The 13,872-nt window shown below is 71.9% G+C and carries 14 protein-coding genes; 2 read left to right on the forward strand and 12 right to left on the reverse strand.

Going from position 1 to position 13,872, the window contains the following annotated elements; translation table 11 throughout:
• Nucleotides 1-2 precede the first annotated feature (2 nt).
• From ACFWN7_RS02275 to ACFWN7_RS02290, 4 genes are read right to left on the reverse strand one after another with little or no spacing between them, the layout of a single operon-like run.
• Nucleotides 3-1,037 carry an AAA family ATPase gene (locus tag ACFWN7_RS02275; protein ID WP_376937048.1) on the reverse strand — a complete coding sequence of 345 codons (1,035 nt, stop codon included), beginning with the start codon at nt 1,035-1,037 and terminating at the stop codon, nt 3-5.
• Complete coding sequence (coaD, locus tag ACFWN7_RS02280) at nt 1,034-1,525, reverse strand: pantetheine-phosphate adenylyltransferase (protein ID WP_376937049.1); 492 nt, start codon at nt 1,523-1,525, stop codon at nt 1,034-1,036. The genes ACFWN7_RS02275 and coaD overlap by 4 nt, the downstream gene beginning before the upstream one ends.
• A gap of 51 nt (nt 1,526-1,576) precedes the next feature.
• Nucleotides 1,577-3,778 carry an ATP-dependent DNA helicase RecG gene (locus ACFWN7_RS02285; protein WP_376937050.1) on the reverse strand — a complete coding sequence of 734 codons (2,202 nt, stop codon included), beginning with the start codon at nt 3,776-3,778 and terminating at the stop codon, nt 1,577-1,579.
• Entirely contained in the window at nt 3,775-4,587 is an 813-nt protein-coding gene (locus ACFWN7_RS02290; RefSeq protein ID WP_376937051.1) for a hypothetical protein, read from the reverse strand. The genes ACFWN7_RS02285 and ACFWN7_RS02290 overlap by 4 nt, the downstream gene beginning before the upstream one ends.
• A 78-nt stretch (nt 4,588-4,665) precedes the next feature.
• On the opposite strand from ACFWN7_RS02290, the gene rsmD reads away from it, so the two are divergent.
• Nucleotides 4,666-5,253 (forward strand): 16S rRNA (guanine(966)-N(2))-methyltransferase RsmD, encoded by a 588-nt coding sequence (gene rsmD / locus ACFWN7_RS02295; protein ID WP_376937052.1) that lies wholly within the window; start codon nt 4,666-4,668, stop codon nt 5,251-5,253.
• Here the strand turns inward: rsmD and thiL are convergent.
• Nucleotides 5,223-6,224 carry a thiamine-phosphate kinase gene (gene thiL, locus ACFWN7_RS02300; RefSeq protein ID WP_376937054.1) on the reverse strand — a complete coding sequence of 334 codons (1,002 nt, stop codon included), beginning with the start codon at nt 6,222-6,224 and terminating at the stop codon, nt 5,223-5,225. The two genes, rsmD and thiL, sit on opposite strands and share 31 nt — an antisense overlap.
• A gap of 24 nt (nt 6,225-6,248) precedes the next feature.
• On the opposite strand from thiL, the gene ACFWN7_RS02305 reads away from it, so the two are divergent.
• Nucleotides 6,249-6,764 (forward strand): DUF3515 domain-containing protein, encoded by a 516-nt coding sequence (locus tag ACFWN7_RS02305; protein WP_376937055.1) that lies wholly within the window; start codon nt 6,249-6,251, stop codon nt 6,762-6,764.
• 15 nt (nt 6,765-6,779) lie between these two features.
• Here the strand turns inward: ACFWN7_RS02305 and ACFWN7_RS02310 are convergent, their stop codons facing one another.
• The 7 genes from ACFWN7_RS02310 to ACFWN7_RS02340 all read right to left on the reverse strand — a co-directional run bounded on the left by ACFWN7_RS02310 (nt 6,780) and on the right by ACFWN7_RS02340 (nt 13,857).
• Entirely contained in the window at nt 6,780-7,904 is a 1,125-nt protein-coding gene (locus ACFWN7_RS02310; RefSeq protein ID WP_376937056.1) for a D-alanine--D-alanine ligase family protein, read from the reverse strand.
• Complete coding sequence (locus ACFWN7_RS02315) at nt 7,804-8,943, reverse strand: NAD(P)H-dependent glycerol-3-phosphate dehydrogenase (protein WP_376937057.1); 1,140 nt, start codon at nt 8,941-8,943, stop codon at nt 7,804-7,806. Before ACFWN7_RS02315 ends, ACFWN7_RS02310 begins: the two co-directional genes overlap by 101 nt.
• Nucleotides 8,933-9,709 (reverse strand): lysophospholipid acyltransferase family protein, encoded by a 777-nt coding sequence (locus ACFWN7_RS02320; RefSeq protein WP_376937058.1) that lies wholly within the window; start codon nt 9,707-9,709, stop codon nt 8,933-8,935. The genes ACFWN7_RS02315 and ACFWN7_RS02320 overlap by 11 nt, the downstream gene beginning before the upstream one ends.
• Before the next feature lie 7 nt (nt 9,710-9,716).
• The gene (murA, locus tag ACFWN7_RS02325) at nt 9,717-11,087 is read right to left on the reverse strand and encodes a UDP-N-acetylglucosamine 1-carboxyvinyltransferase (RefSeq protein ID WP_376937059.1); all 1,371 of its coding nucleotides are present in this window, start codon (nt 11,085-11,087) and stop codon (nt 9,717-9,719) included.
• Complete coding sequence (gene leuD / locus ACFWN7_RS02330; protein WP_376937060.1) at nt 11,084-11,704, reverse strand: 3-isopropylmalate dehydratase small subunit; 621 nt, start codon at nt 11,702-11,704, stop codon at nt 11,084-11,086. The genes murA and leuD overlap by 4 nt, the downstream gene beginning before the upstream one ends.
• A 1-nt stretch (nt 11,705) precedes the next feature.
• On the reverse strand, nt 11,706-13,199 hold the full coding sequence (gene leuC / locus ACFWN7_RS02335; protein ID WP_376937061.1) for a 3-isopropylmalate dehydratase large subunit: 1,494 nt from the start codon (nt 13,197-13,199) through the stop codon (nt 11,706-11,708).
• Nucleotides 13,200-13,320: 121 nt separating this feature from the next.
• A complete protein-coding gene (locus ACFWN7_RS02340) occupies nt 13,321-13,857 on the reverse strand; it encodes an FHA domain-containing protein (protein ID WP_376937062.1) in 537 nt (178 codons plus the stop codon).
• Nucleotides 13,858-13,872: the final 15 nt, after the last annotated feature.

Below are 13,872 nucleotides of genomic sequence, written 5' to 3' on the forward strand. Positions count from 1 at the left end.
GGTCAGTTCCTTCGTGCGCTGCCGACCGGTACCGGAGTCTCTCCCACGATGCGGCGCACGATGGCGTCGATGAGCGGCCCGCTGTCGCGGTCGTGCGAGCCCACGGCGCGGCTGGTCGGCACCAGCCGGTGCGCGAGCACGGGCACGGCGAGGGCGTCGACGTCGTCGGGCAGCACGAAGTCCCGGCCGTGCATGGCCGCGTGGGCCTTCGCGGCGCGGATCAGCTGGAGCGTCGCGCGTGGACTCGCCCCGAGCCTGAGCTGCCGGTCGTCGCGGGTCGCCCGGGCGAGCTCGACGGCGTACTCCTTCACCGGCTGCGACGTGAACACGTGTTGCACGGCGGCGATCATGGCACGGAGCTCGGCGAGCGACACGACCGTGCCGAGCCGATCGAGAGGGCTCGACGTCTCGCGGGTCGAGAGCATCGCGAGCTCGTCGGGCGCCGACGGGTAGCCCATCGAGACGCGTGCCATGAAGCGATCGCGCTGGGCCTCGGGCAGTGGGTAGGTGCCCTCCATCTCGACCGGATTCTGCGTCGCGACCACGGTGAACGGCTGGTCGAGCACGTAGGTCTTGCCGTCGGCGGTGACCTGCCCCTCCTCCATGCACTCGAGGAGCGCGGACTGCGTCTTGGGGCTGGCCCGGTTGATCTCGTCGCCGATGACGATGTTCGCGAAGACCGGCCCGCGCTTGAACTCGAACCGGCGGCTCTGCTGGTCGAAGATCGAGACGCCCGTGACGTCGCTCGGGAGGAGATCGGGAGTGAACTGGATGCGGCTGACGGAGCTGCCGACCGACCGGGCGAGTGCCTTGGCGAGCATGGTCTTGCCGACGCCGGGAACGTCCTCGATGAGCAGGTGCCCCTCGGCGAGCAGCACGGTGAGCGCCGCGGTGACGGCGTCGCGCTTTCCGGCGATGACGGTCTCGACGTTCTGCACGATGTCGGCGGCGCGGGAGCCGACCTCGTCGATGCCCATCACGCCGCCCTGGGCCCCCGAGTCGCCGGTGCCCGCGGCCGTGACCACCGTCTCGCTCATGGCGTCATCGCCGCCTGGAGGTAATCGGCCACCACGAGCGGCACGTAGGGCGAGACGTCGCCGCCGAGGGCGGCGACCTGCCTGACGAGCGAGCTCGACACGTGCGCGTTCTCGGGATCGGTCAGGAGGAAAACGGTCTCGACGCCCGCGAGATGGCGGTTCACGATGGCCATCGGCGTCTCGTAGGTGATGTCGAGCTGCGAGCGGATGCCCTTCACGAGCACGGATGCCCCGACATCCGTGCAGTAGTCGACGAGGAGTCCCATGCTCCAGGACGCCACGACGATGCGACCCTGGATGCCCGCGTCGGCGATGGAGCGCTCGATGAGCGCGACGCGCTGTGCGATGGGGAGCAGGGCCGACTTGTCGGGGTTGTGCACCACGACGACGTGAACCTCGTCGTAGAGACCCGCGGCCCGGGAGATCACATCGAGGTGGCCGAGCGTGACGGGGTCGAACGAGCCTGGGACGACGGCGATCCGCTGCATACGAAACAGCGTAGTGCCCGGTCGGGGCCCCTGGACTGCTGCACGAGAGTCTCAGCCCTTGCTCAGGAATCCGCTGGTCTCGGCGTCGAGGCGGCGGCGCACCTCGGCGGCGAGCGCGGGGTGGCGCTCGAGGCCGGGATCGGCGACGAGCACCTCGGCCGCGACCTCGCGCGCGTCGGCGATGACGTCGCCGTCGCGCGCGACGCGGAGGAGCTTCAGCGACGACCGCCCGCCCGATTGCGTGGCGCCGAGCACGTCGCCCTCCTGCCGGAGCTCGAGGTCGACGCGGGCGAGTTCGAACCCGTCGAGGGTCGCCGCGACGGCCTCGACCCGCTGCAGTGCGACCGAGCCCGGCTCGGCCGCGGTCATGAGCAGGCAGAGCCCGGGCACGGACCCGCGACCGACCCGTCCGCGCAGCTGATGAAGCTGCGAGACGCCGAACCGGTCGGCGTCGACGACCACCATGACGCTCGCGTTCGGCACGTCGACGCCCACCTCGATGACCGTCGTCGCGACGAGCACGTCGAGCTCTCCCGCCGCGAACGCGCGCATCGCGGCATCCTTCTCGTCCGAGCCCATGCGCCCGTGCAGCGGTGCGACCCGCTTGCCGGCGAACCGCGGGTGCCCGGCGAGCTCGGCGAGCACGGAGGCGACGGATGCCGCGTGCGCGCCGTTCTCGACGCCGTCCTCGGCGTCGGCGGGCGGTTCGCCGTCGTCCTCCGCGACGCGGGGCTCGATCGCCGGGCACACGACGAAGCCCTGCCGGCCCTGCTCGATCTCCTCGGCGAGGCGCTCCCACACGCGCGGCCGCCACGCCGGGCGGATGGCGAGCGGCACGACCTGCGAGGTGATGCCGGCCCGGCCTGCGGGGAGCTCCCGGATCGTCGACACGTCGAGGTCGCCGAACACCGTCATCGCGACGGTGCGCGGGATGGGCGTGGCGGTGAGCACGAGCACGTGCGGCGGATGCTGCCCCTTCAGGCGCAGCGCCTCGCGCTGCTCGACGCCGAAGCGGTGCTGCTCGTCGACGACGACGAGCCCGAGGTCGGCGAACGACACGGCGTCGCCGATGAGCGCGTGGGTGCCGACGACGATGCGCGCCTGCCCCGCCGCGGCACGCAGGAGCGCCTTCCGGCGTTCGGCCGCGGACAGCTGCCCCGTGATGAGGGTGGGCATCACCGCCGTCGAGAGTTCGGGGCCGAGCATGCGGGCGATCGAGCGCAGGTGCTGCGCGGCGAGCACCTCGGTGGGCGCGAGCAGCGCGGACTGCCCGCCCGAGTCGGCCACCGCGAGCATCGCGCGGAGTGCGACGACGGTCTTGCCCGAACCGACCTCGCCCTGCACGAGGCGGTTCATCGGCACCGGGTGCTCGAGGTCGTCGGAGATCTCGGCGCCGACGGCCCGCTGATCGTCGGTGAGGTCGAAGGGCAGCGACGCCTCGAACCGTTCGAGGAGCCCGCCGTCGGACGGATGCCGCGCCGTCGTCGTGTGCGCCCGGAGCTCGGCGCGCCGCTCGAGCAGCGCGGTCTGCAGCACGAACGCCTCGATGAAGCGGAGCGTGCGACGGGCCGCCTTCCAGTCGGCCTCGACCTCGGGACGGTGCACCTGTTCGAGCGCGGCGCGCTGGGTGAGGAGCGAGCGGGCGGCGCGCGCCCGCTCGGGAACCGGGTCGTCGACGGGCCCCAGTCCGTCGAGGAGGAGCGCGATGGACTTCGCGAGCTGCCAGCTCGCGAGCGCGCCCGTCGCCGGGTAGATGGGGATCGGCGCCTCGGCCCACCGCTTCGCCGCGGCGTCGCCGGCCGAGAGCGGCACGTCGTCGTCGAAGAGCTCGTAGTCGGGGTGCGCGAGCTGGCGGTTGCCCCGGTAGTCGCCGACTTTGCCGGCGAAGATGCCGCGACGGCCGGGGCGCAGCTCGTTCTCGCGCCACTTCTGGTTGAAGAACGTCAGCGTCAGGATGCCGGTGCCGTCGGAGATCTTGGCCTCGAGGATCGACCCGCGACGCTGGCGCATCTCGCGCACACGCACCTCGAGCACCTCGGCGACGATCGTGACGTTCTCGTCGAGGGGCAGGCTCGCGAGGGCGGTGAGCTCGCCGCGGAGCGCATAGCGCCGCGGGTAGTGCGCCAGCAGCTCCCCGACGGTGCGGTGGCCGAACGCGCGCTCGATCGCCTGCGCGGTGCGGCCGCCGAGCGCCCCCGCCAGGCGCGTGTCGAGGCTGAACCGGCCGGCGCCCGGGGCATCCGCTGCCGTCATGGCTCGATCGTAGGCTCCTCCCCCGTCAATGCAGCGAGCTCCTCCTGCACGTAGGGATCGTCGGGCCGAGCGCGGGCGAGCTCCCGCTGCAGGTCGAGCGCCTCCTCGGTGCGGCCGAGCGTGCGCAGGCACCGGGCGACCGACCAGCGCGCGACGTGCTGCTGCTCGGCCGTGCCGTAGCGGTCGGCGGACTCGACGGCCCGTTCGAACTCGGCGAGGGCCCCCTGGGGCCGGCCGGCGTCGTGCATCGTCCAGCCGAGGTTGTTGTGCAGGGCGACGCCCCAGCGCAGCACCCGTGGATCGCGCGAGCCGGCGAGCACGTCGAGTCCCTCCGCCGCCCATTCCTCCTCGTGCCCGGCGTCGTTCAGCGCGAGCATGTGCAGGGCGTCGAGCACGAGGAACGGCGAGCCGGCGAGCGCCGCCTCCCGCACGCCGCGGGTGAGCTCGGGGATGGATTCCGCAAGGTGGTCGGGATCGGCGGCCAGGATCCGGCCGCGCTCGATCGCGACCCGCGCCCGCACCTCCGAGACGTCGCGCTCGGCGTCGCCCGACGGGGTCCCCTCGGTGCCGACCGCGTCGAGCACCTCGAACGCCTCGGCGAAGCGATGCTGGATTCCGAGCGCCCGCGCGAGCTGCGTCGCCATCACGGCGCGGACGTGCGCCGTGTGCTCGTCGTCGTCGGCCGCCTCGCGGAAGCGCTCCTCGCTCGCGGCCGGGTCGCCGAAGTCCCACAGGCGGTCGATCATCTGCTGTTCGTCGCCGCGATGGCGGGACGGTTCGGCGGGCGGCCGGTCGGTCGAGTCATCCACCCTTCAATCATGGCAGCGCGGACGCCGATGCCGCGCGGGCATGACAGTGCCTGCGCGCCTCGCTAGGCTGCCGAGAGCATGACCCGCATCATCGCCGGTTCCGCCGGCTCCCTCAGCCTCGCCGTGCCGCGCTCCGGAACGCGCCCGACGAGCGACCGTGTGCGCGAGGCGATCTTCTCCGCGCTCGAGTCCCGCGACGCCATCGACGGCGCGGCCGTGCTCGACCTCTACGCAGGATCGGGCGCGCTCGGACTCGAGGCCGCGAGCCGGGGCGCAGCGGAGGTGGTGCTCGTCGAGCGTGCCAAACCGGCCGCGGAGGTGTGCCGCAGGAACACCGACGCCGTCACCCGGGCCCTGCGGGGGAATCGGGTGCGCGTGCGCGTGGCGGTGCGATCGGTCGCCGCATACCTCGAGTCCGCCTCGGGCACGTTCGACCTGGTCTTCATCGACCCGCCGTACGAGCTCGGCGAACGGGCCCTCGCGCACGACCTCATGCTCCTCGCGCCACTCCTCTCCCCCGACGCGATCGTCGTCGTGGAGCGCAGCTCCCGGTCGCCCGAGCCCATCTGGCCCGCCGGCATCGCGCCCGAGCGGCGCCGCGACTACGGCGAGACCACGCTCTGGTGGGCGGGCGCTCAGCCGGCACGGCCGTCCCAGCCCGAGTAGGGATCCCAGCCGTCGGCACCCGCGGCCATGCCGTCGACGAGGATCTCGCCCGGCGCATCGACGACCCTGCCGATGACCTCGAACGGCTCGGGCACTCGGGCTCCTGCGGGGAAGGTCGCCAGCAGGCCGTGGTCCTCGGCGCCCGCGAGGGCCACGCGCACGTCGGGTCCGAGCGCGGCGGCGTCGAAGTCGATGCCGATGCGGCTCGCCTCGGCGATGCGCCGGGCGTCGCGGGCGAGCCCGTCGGAGACGTCGAGCATGGCCGTCGCGCCGGCGAGGGCCGCGACGACGCCGGACGCGACCGGCGGTTCTGGAGCGAGCTGGGCGCGCACGAGCTCCGGATGCCGCTTCCGCACGTCGTGCGCACGTGCCGCGTCGGGCTCGCCCGCGGCATCCGTGCCCTCGGCGAAGAGCAGCGCGAGGCCGCGAGCCGCGTCACCACGGGCGCCCGCATGCGCGACGAGGTCGCCGACCCGGGCGCCGGAGCGGAGCACCGGGGCTCGCCCCTCGAGGTCGCCGAACGCCGTCACCGCGATCGTGAGCACCGATGACGCCGAGAGGTCTCCCCCGACGACGCCCGCGCCCGGGGCGAGCGCCGCGAGCCCCTCGCGGAGCCCGTCGGCGAAGCCCTCGAGCACGGCGACCGGTGTCGCCGGCGGCGCCGCGATCGCCACGACGAGCGCGGTCGGCCGCGCGCCCATCGCCGCGACATCCGTGAGATTCGTGGCCGCCGCCTTCCAGCCGAGCTCGAACGGCGTCGACCACGCGAGTCGGAAGTCGGGCCCGTGCACGAGCAGGTCGGTCGTCACGACGATCCGGCCGTCGGCCGCGGCGACGACCGCCGCATCGTCGCCCGCCCCGAGGAGCGCTGCGTCGCCCGCCCGGAGCCGCGGGAGGATGCGGGCGAGCACTGCGCTCTCGCCGAGCTCGGCGATCGAGGTGCCGTCGCCCGGGTGCGCAGCTGGTTCCATGCCACTCACGGTAGCCTGATCGGGATGCCCCACCCAGTCGCCCGCCCCCCGCGCCGCGGTCGCCTCAGCGCCGTCCTCGCAATGCTCGCCGCGCTCCTCGGCGCCCTGGCGCTGGCCGGGTGCGCGCAGGCCGTGGCGTTCGATCGGGCGCCTGACGCGACCGATGCCGACTGCGCCGCCGTCGTGGTGCGCCTGCCCGACACGGTGGCGGGGCTCGCCGAGCGCGAGACGAACGCGCAGGGCACGGGAGCGTGGGGGCAACCGGCATCCGTGCTGCTGCGTTGCGGCGTGCAGCCGCCCGGTCCGACGACCGACCGCTGCGTGAGCGTCGACGGCGTCGACTGGGTCATCGACGAGTCGGATGCCCCGAACTACCTGTTCACGACGTACGGGCGCACGCCCGCTGTCGAGGTGCTCGTCGACAACGACGTGGTGTCGGGGTCGACCGCGCTCGCCGACCTGTCGTCGGCGGTATCCGCGATCCCCGCGGAGGGGGGCTGCGTCGCGATCGACGACGCGCCGATCGACCCCGAGTGGTAGCCGGCGGGCCTCGAGCTAGCGGGCGCCGCGGGCGTGACCGACCTCGATGAGCTCGGTGATCAGCTCGGGGTAGCTCAGGCCCGTGTTCAGCCAGCAGGTCGGGAACATCGAGATCGGGGTGAACCCCGGCATCGTGTTGACCTCGTTGACGACGAACCCCTCGTCGGTGAGGAACACGTCGACCCGGGCCAGCCCCTCACCGCCGATCGCCTCGAAGGCCCGGCGTGCGACACGGTGCAGTTCGAACAGCTCGCCGTCGCCGAGGTCGGCGGGGCAGATCAGCTCGACGCCGGGGGCGTCGAGGTACTTCGCCTCGAAGTCGTAGAACCCGCGACCCGTGACGACCACCTCGCCCGCCACGCTCACCCGCACGCGATCGGTCTCGCCCCGTCTTGCCTCGAGTACGGCGACCTCGATCTCGCGACCGCCGACCGCCGCCTCGATCAGCACCGTGCCATCCTCGGCGAAGGCGACGTCGAGTGCGGCGTGGAGCTCCGACCAGTCGGCCACCTTGCTCACCCCGACCGACGAGCCGGCACGGGCGGGCTTCACGAACACCGGCAGGCCGAGGGCGTGCACCCGGCGCTTCCAGAGCTCGGGATCGTGGTCGAGGGCCACCCGGGTGAGCGTGACCCACGGGGCGACGGCGATGCCCGCGCCCTCGAGCACCGTCTTCGTGAAGTGCTTGTCCATGCCGACCGCCGACGCGAGCACGCCGTTGCCGACGTACGGCAGCCCCACGAGCTCGAGCAGGCCCTGCACCGTGCCGTCCTCGCCGAACCGGCCGTGCAGGATCGGGAAGACCACATCGACCTCGCCGAGCGAACGCTCGCCCGAAGCGGCAGGTCCACTGAGCTCCGTCGAAGTGTCCGTCACCGTCAGTTCTCGGGACGTCGCGCTCTCGGGCCAGCGCACCCGGGTGCCGTTGTCGACGACCTCGGGCAGGTGCCCGGGGTCGAGGGCGAAGCGCGCCGGGTCGTCGGACTCGAGCACGTAGGCGCCGTCGCGCGTGATGCCGACCGGGATCACGTCGAACCGGCTACGGTCGATCGCCCCCAGCACCCCGCCCGCCGTGGCGCAGCTGATCGAGTGCTCGCTGGAACGCCCGCCGAACAGCAGAACCACCCTGAGCTTGTCCATCGTTCGTCCTTTCGCCCTGCGGCTCGTCGTCGGTCGTGAGGTGCGGCGCGATGTCCTTCGGATCGAGCGTGCCCGCGAGCACCTGGCGCACCTGCTCGACGATGGGCATCTCCACGCCCTTCGCCCGCGCGAGCTCGAGGATCGGCGCGACCGACGCGAGCCCCTCGGTGGTCTGCTGCATCTGGTTCACCACGTCGCTGAGGTGATAGCCCTGCCCGAGGAGGCGTCCGGCGGTGTTGTTCCGCGACAGCGGCGACTGGCTCGTGGCGATCAGGTCGCCGAGGCCGGCCAGACCCGACAGGGTCTCGGGGTGGGCGCCGTAGGCGACCGCGAAGTCGGTCATCTCGACGAGTCCGCGCGTGATGATCGAGGCCTTCGTGTTCTCGCCGTACCCGGCCCCGTCGACGATGCCGATCGCGACGGCGATGAGGTTCTTCAGCACGCCGCCGAACTCGGTGCCGATGACGTCGGTGTTGACGAACGAGTGGAAGTACCGGTTGCGGGCGACGGATGCCACGGCCTGCGCCGTCTCGAGGCTCGCCGACGAGACGACCGCCGCCGTCGGCTGCTCCTTCGCGATCTCGAGCGCGAGGTTGGGCCCGGAGATGACGGCGATCTGCGCAGGAGCGAGGCGGAGCACGTCGGCGATGACCTCGCTCATGCGCAGCCCCGTCGCCTTCTCGACGCCCTTCATGAGGGAGACGACGGTCGCCTCGGCGTGGAGGTGCGGCGCGAAGACCTTCAGGTTGTCGCGGAGCGACTGGCTCGGCACCGAGACGTACACCTGTTCGGCGCCCGCGAGTGCGAGGTCGAGCCGGCTCGTCGCGCGGAGGCCGAGCGGGAGGTTCACCCCGGAGAGGTAGTCGCTGTTCCGCTTCGCCTCCTGGATCTCGCGGGCCAGCTCGGGCCGGCGCGCCCAGATCACGACGTCGGCGCCGCCGTCGGCGAGGATCTTGGCGAACGTCGTGCCCCAGCTGCCGGCGCCGAGGACGGCGACACGCCTGCCCGGGGGCTTCCGGCCCGGCGTTCTAGTCCTCAAGGCGACCCGTCTCCTTCTGGCCGTGCGCCGCGGGATCCCAGCGCTCGGCGGGGGCGGGCGTGTCGCGGAGCTCGGCGAGGAGCCCGGCGACCGCGTCCATCAGCTCACCGGTGGCCTTCAGCAGCATCGCCGGCTCGAGCGGCTTGCCGCGGTAGGCGCCGAGGTCGAGCGGCTCGCCGACGGCGACGTCGATCGTCTTGCGTGGAACGAGGCTGAGCTTCTTGCCGTAGCGCGGCATGAGGGCCTGCGTGCCCCAGTGCGCCACCGGAATGATGGGGATGTCCTGCTCGAGCGCGATGCGAACGGCGCCGGTCTTGCCGCGCATCGGCCAGAGGTCGGGATCGCGGGTGAGCGAGCCCTCGGGATAGACGACGACCATTCGCCCCTTCTCGACGAGCTCCTCCGCGGCACGCAGGGCCGCGTGGCTCTTGCTCCCCGCCCGCTCCACCGGGATCTGGCCCGACGTGCGCAGGAGCCACCCGAGCACCGGGTTCTTGAACAGCGACGCCTTCGCGAGGAAGCGCGGCGCGCGGCCGAGCTTCCAGCACGCCATGCCGATCACGACCGGGTCGATCTCGCTGTAGTGGTTGGGGGCGAGCACGAAGGCGCCCGCCTGCGGCATCCGCTCGGAATGGTGGAAGCGGAAGCGGATCGCGAGGTTCATGACCGGAAGGACCAGGGCGGCGAGCACCCAGAAGAACGAAGGGCGGCGGGTCTCCGAACGCGCCTTCGCCGGCGCAGCTGGAGACGAGTCGTCGTGAGGCACTCGCCTATTATCCTTCGAGTTCGAAGTCCGCCCCGAGGAGCTCCAGCTTGGTGATGAAGTTCTCGTAACCGCGTGCGATGATGCCGACGTTCGACACGGTCGAACGGCCGTCCGCGGTGAGCGCCGCGATCAGGTGGCTGAAGCCGCCGCGGAGGTCGGGCACTTCGATGTCGGCGCCGCGCAGCGGCGTCGGGCCCGAGATCACCGCGGAGTGCTGGAAGTTGCGCTGCCCGAACCGGCACGGACGACCGCCGAGGCACTCCTTGTGCACGTCGATCGAGGCGCCCATCTCGACGAGCGCGTCGACGAAGCCGAATCGCTGCTCGTACACCGTCTCGTGCACGATCGAGACGCCCTTGGCCTTCGCGAGCGCCACGACGAGCGGCTGCTGCCAGTCGGTCATGAACCCAGGGTGCACGTCGGTCTCGATGATGACCGGCTTCAGTTCGCCTCCGGGGTGGAAGAAGCGGATGCCGTCTTCCTCGATCTCGAAGTCGCCGCCCACCTTGCGGAACACGTTGAGGAAGGTGAGCATCTCGGCCTGTCGCGCGCCGCCGACGAAGATGTCGCCGTCGGTCGCGAGGGCCGCGGCCGCCCAGCTCGCGGCCTCGTTGCGGTCGAAGAGGGCGCGGTGCGTGTAGCCGTCGAGCTTCTCGACGCCCTCGATGCGGATGACGCGGTCGGTGTCGACCGTGATGATCGCGCCCATCTTCTGCAGGATGTTGATGAGATCCATGATCTCGGGCTCGATCGCGGCGCCCGAGAGCTCGGTGATGCCGTCGGCGAGCACGGCCGTGAGGAGCACCTGCTCGGTCGCCCCGACGCTCGGGTACGGCAGCGCGACCTTGGCGCCGTGGAGGCCGCCCGGTGCCGACATCCGGATGCCGCTCGGGAGCTTCTCGACGATGGCGCCGAAGTTGCGCAGCACCTCGAGGTGGTAGTCGATGGGCCGGTCGCCGATGCGGCATCCGCCCAGGTCGGGGATGAACGCCTCGCCGAGTCGGTGCAGGAGCGGCCCGCAGAACAGGATCGGGATGCGGCTGGAGCCCGCGTGCGCGTCGATGTCGGCCATGTGCGCCGACTCGACCGCCGAGGGGTCGAGGATGAGCTCGCCCTCGTCGACGCCGTGCGTGACGCTCACGCCGTGCACCTCGAGGAGGCCTCGCACGATGCGCACGTCGCTGATGTTGGGCACGTCCTTCAGCACGCTGGGCGTGTCGCCGAGGATCGCCGCGACCATCGCCTTCGTGACGAGGTTCTTCGCGCCCTTGAGCTCGATGCGGCCACGCAGCGGCTTGCCGCCGTTGATCGTGATGCGGTCGACGTTCAATCCGACCGCCGTGCCGTGGTTCTTGGCATCCTGTCCGAGTGTGTTCACAGGCTCCCTGATTCTGCCGGCTCCCGGATCGGGAGGGTCTTCGGCCGCCACGCCTCTCGATGTGTCTCGAACGCGGCGATCGACTCCTCGTCCCGCAGGGTGAGCCCGATGTCGTCGAGCCCTTCGAGAAGCCTCCACCGAGTGTAGTCATCGATGTCGAACGAAACTGTGAGTGCACCGGCGGTCACCGTGCGCTCGACCAGGTCGACCGTGACGGCTGTTCGCGGGTCGGCCTCGACCACCTCCCACAGGCGCTCCACGTCTTCGTAGGCGACCTGCGCCGCGACGAGGCCCTGCTTGCCGGAGTTGCCCCGGAAGATGTCGCCGAAGCGCGAGCTGATCACGACGTCGAAGCCGTAGTCGCGCAGCGCCCAGACCGCGTGCTCGCGGCTCGATCCCGTGCCGAAGTCGGGACCGGCGATGAGAATGCGGGCGCCCTCGTAGGCGGGGTCGTTCAGGATGAAGTCGGGGTCCTGCCGCCAGGCGTGGAACAACGCGTCGTCGAAGCCGGTCTTGGTGACGCGCTTCAGGAACACGGCAGGGATGATCTGGTCGGTGTCGACGTTGGAACGGCGCAGCGGAACCGCCACGCCCGTCACCGTGCTGACCTTCTCCATCTCAGTTCTCCTCGCTCGCTGAGCTCGCCGAAGCGACGCTCCCTTCGACAGGCTCAGGGAGCGGCTGTTCGAGGTCCCAGGGGCTCGACAGCGTGCCGCGGATCGCGGTCGCCGCCGCGACGAGCGGTGAGACGAGGTGCGTGCGACCGCCCTTGCCCTGGCGCCCCTCGAAGTTGCGGTTCGACGTGGACGCGCACCGTTCGCCGGGTGCCAGCTGGTCGGGGTTCATGCCGAGGCACATCGAGCAGCCCGCGAAGCGCCACTCGGCGCCGAACTCCTCGAACACCCTGTCGAGCCCCTCGGCCTCGGCCTCGAGTCGCACCCGCGCCGAGCCCGGCACCACCATGACGCGCACTCCGTCGGCCTTCTGCTTGCCCTTGATGACCGAGGCGAAGGCGCGGAGGTCTTCGATGCGGCTGTTCGTGCACGACCCCATGAAGACCGCGTCGACCCGGATGTCCTTCAGCGGCGTGCCGGGCTCGAGCGCCATGTACTCGAGCGCCCGCTCGGCGGCGGCGCGCTCGTGCTGATCGTCGATCGAGGCGGGGTCGGGCACGCGCTCGGAGAGCGAGACGCCCTGCCCCGGGTTGGTGCCCCACGTGACGAAGGGCTCGAGGGCGTCGGCGTCGATGAACACCTCGGCGTCGAACTCGGCGTCGGCGTCGGTCGCGAGGGTCTGCCAGTACTCCACGGCCGCGTCCCAGTCGGCGCCTTCGGGCGCATGGGCACGGCCCCGGAGGTACTCGTAGGTCGTGGCATCCGGTGCCACCATGCCGGCCCGGGCACCGGCCTCGATCGACATGTTGCAGATCGTCATGCGCCCGTCCATCGAGAGGGCCCGGATGGCGCTGCCCCGGTATTCGAGCACGTACCCCTGCCCGCCGCCGGTGCCGATCTTCGCGATGACGGCGAGGATGACGTCTTTCGCGGTGACGCCGGGCCGGAGGGTGCCCTCGACGTTGATCGCCATCGTCTTGAACGGCTTCAGCGGCAGGGTCTGCGTGGCGAGCACGTGCTCGACCTCGCTGGTGCCGATGCCGAACGCCATCGCGCCGAACGCGCCGTGCGTGGAGGTGTGCGAGTCCCCGCAGACCACGGTGATGCCGGGCTGGGTCAGGCCCAGCTGCGGCCCCACGACGTGCACGATGCCCTGCTCCTTGTCGCCGAGGGAGTGCAGGCGGATGCCGAACTCCGCAGCGTTCCGGCGAAGCGTCTCGATCTGGGTGCGGCTGGTCGGGTCGGCGATCGGCCGGTCGATCGCGAGCGTCGGGGTGTTGTGGTCTTCGGTCGCGATCGTGAGATCGGGCCTGCGCACCGGGCGCCCGGCCATGCGGAGGCCGTCGAACGCCTGCGGGCTGGTGACCTCGTGCACGAGGTGGAGGTCGATGTAGATGAGGTCGGGGGTGCCTTCGTCGCCCTTCTTCACCAGATGTGCATCCCAGACCTTCTCGGCCAGGGTGCGGGGTGGCGCTTCCGACGTGCTCGTGTGGATCATGCGTTCGCTTCCTCAGAATCAGTGGTCGACCGACGACGGACTCCGCGACGGGATCGGCCTAGAACGAGGCCCCGCCGCGGCATGGAAGAAGGAGGAGTCGTGGAGCGCGCACCCATCCAGATTACACCGTGTCGGCAGGCACCCGGTCCAGCCGCACCGGGTACTCGCCGAGGAGCAGGGTGGCTGCGCACGGCACGGGGGTGCCGCGACCGGGGTGAAGCTCGCGGGATTCGCCGTCGGCGCGCTGGACCCTGGTGCCGTTCGTGGAGTGGAGGTCGGTGACCACGACGAGGTCGTCGACGACCTCGATGCGCGCGTGCGTCTTCGAGACGGATCGCGCCGGATCCGTCACCGCGAGTGGGTCGGCCGGTCGTGCGGGGTCCACCGACGGGTCGCGTCCGAGGACCACGGGCCGGCCGAGCAGTACGTCGATGCCCGTACCGCGGATGCGCCAGACGCCCGGCCCGACGACCGTTGCCGGCGCCTCCACGCGGACGGGCGGCGACGCGATCCCGGGCGGCGGCGCAACCCCGGGCGGCGCGGCGATCGCCGGAAGGATGCGCGGCGGCGCATCCGGTGGCCTGCGGACGGGGGCGTCGGCGGGCGGCGCCGCCGGGATCAGCCCGGGCGGCGGGACGATGAAGTCCGGCTCGGCCACCCCATCACTCTAACG

It is taken from the genome of Agromyces sp. NPDC058484 (assembly GCF_042720415.1).
Taxonomy (GTDB): domain Bacteria; phylum Actinomycetota; class Actinomycetes; order Actinomycetales; family Microbacteriaceae; genus Agromyces.

Bases quoted from the DNA above. Each gene is read 5' to 3' on its own strand.
- ACFWN7_RS02275 (WP_376937048.1), bottom strand. From the start codon at position 1,037: ATGAGCGAGACGGTGGTCACGGCCGCGGGCACCGGCGACTCGGGGGCC.
- coaD (WP_376937049.1), bottom strand. From the start codon at position 1,525: ATGCAGCGGATCGCCGTCGTCCCAGGCTCGTTCGACCCCGTCACGCTC.
- ACFWN7_RS02285 (WP_376937050.1), bottom strand. From the start codon at position 3,778: ATGACGGCAGCGGATGCCCCGGGCGCCGGCCGGTTCAGCCTCGACACG.
- rsmD (WP_376937052.1), top strand. From the start codon at position 4,666: ATGACCCGCATCATCGCCGGTTCCGCCGGCTCCCTCAGCCTCGCCGTG.
- thiL (WP_376937054.1), bottom strand. From the start codon at position 6,224: ATGGAACCAGCTGCGCACCCGGGCGACGGCACCTCGATCGCCGAGCTC.
- ACFWN7_RS02305 (WP_376937055.1), top strand. From the start codon at position 6,249: ATGCCCCACCCAGTCGCCCGCCCCCCGCGCCGCGGTCGCCTCAGCGCC.
- ACFWN7_RS02310 (WP_376937056.1), bottom strand. From the start codon at position 7,904: ATGGACAAGCTCAGGGTGGTTCTGCTGTTCGGCGGGCGTTCCAGCGAG.
- leuD (WP_376937060.1), bottom strand. From the start codon at position 11,704: ATGGAGAAGGTCAGCACGGTGACGGGCGTGGCGGTTCCGCTGCGCCGT.
- leuC (WP_376937061.1), bottom strand. From the start codon at position 13,199: ATGATCCACACGAGCACGTCGGAAGCGCCACCCCGCACCCTGGCCGAG.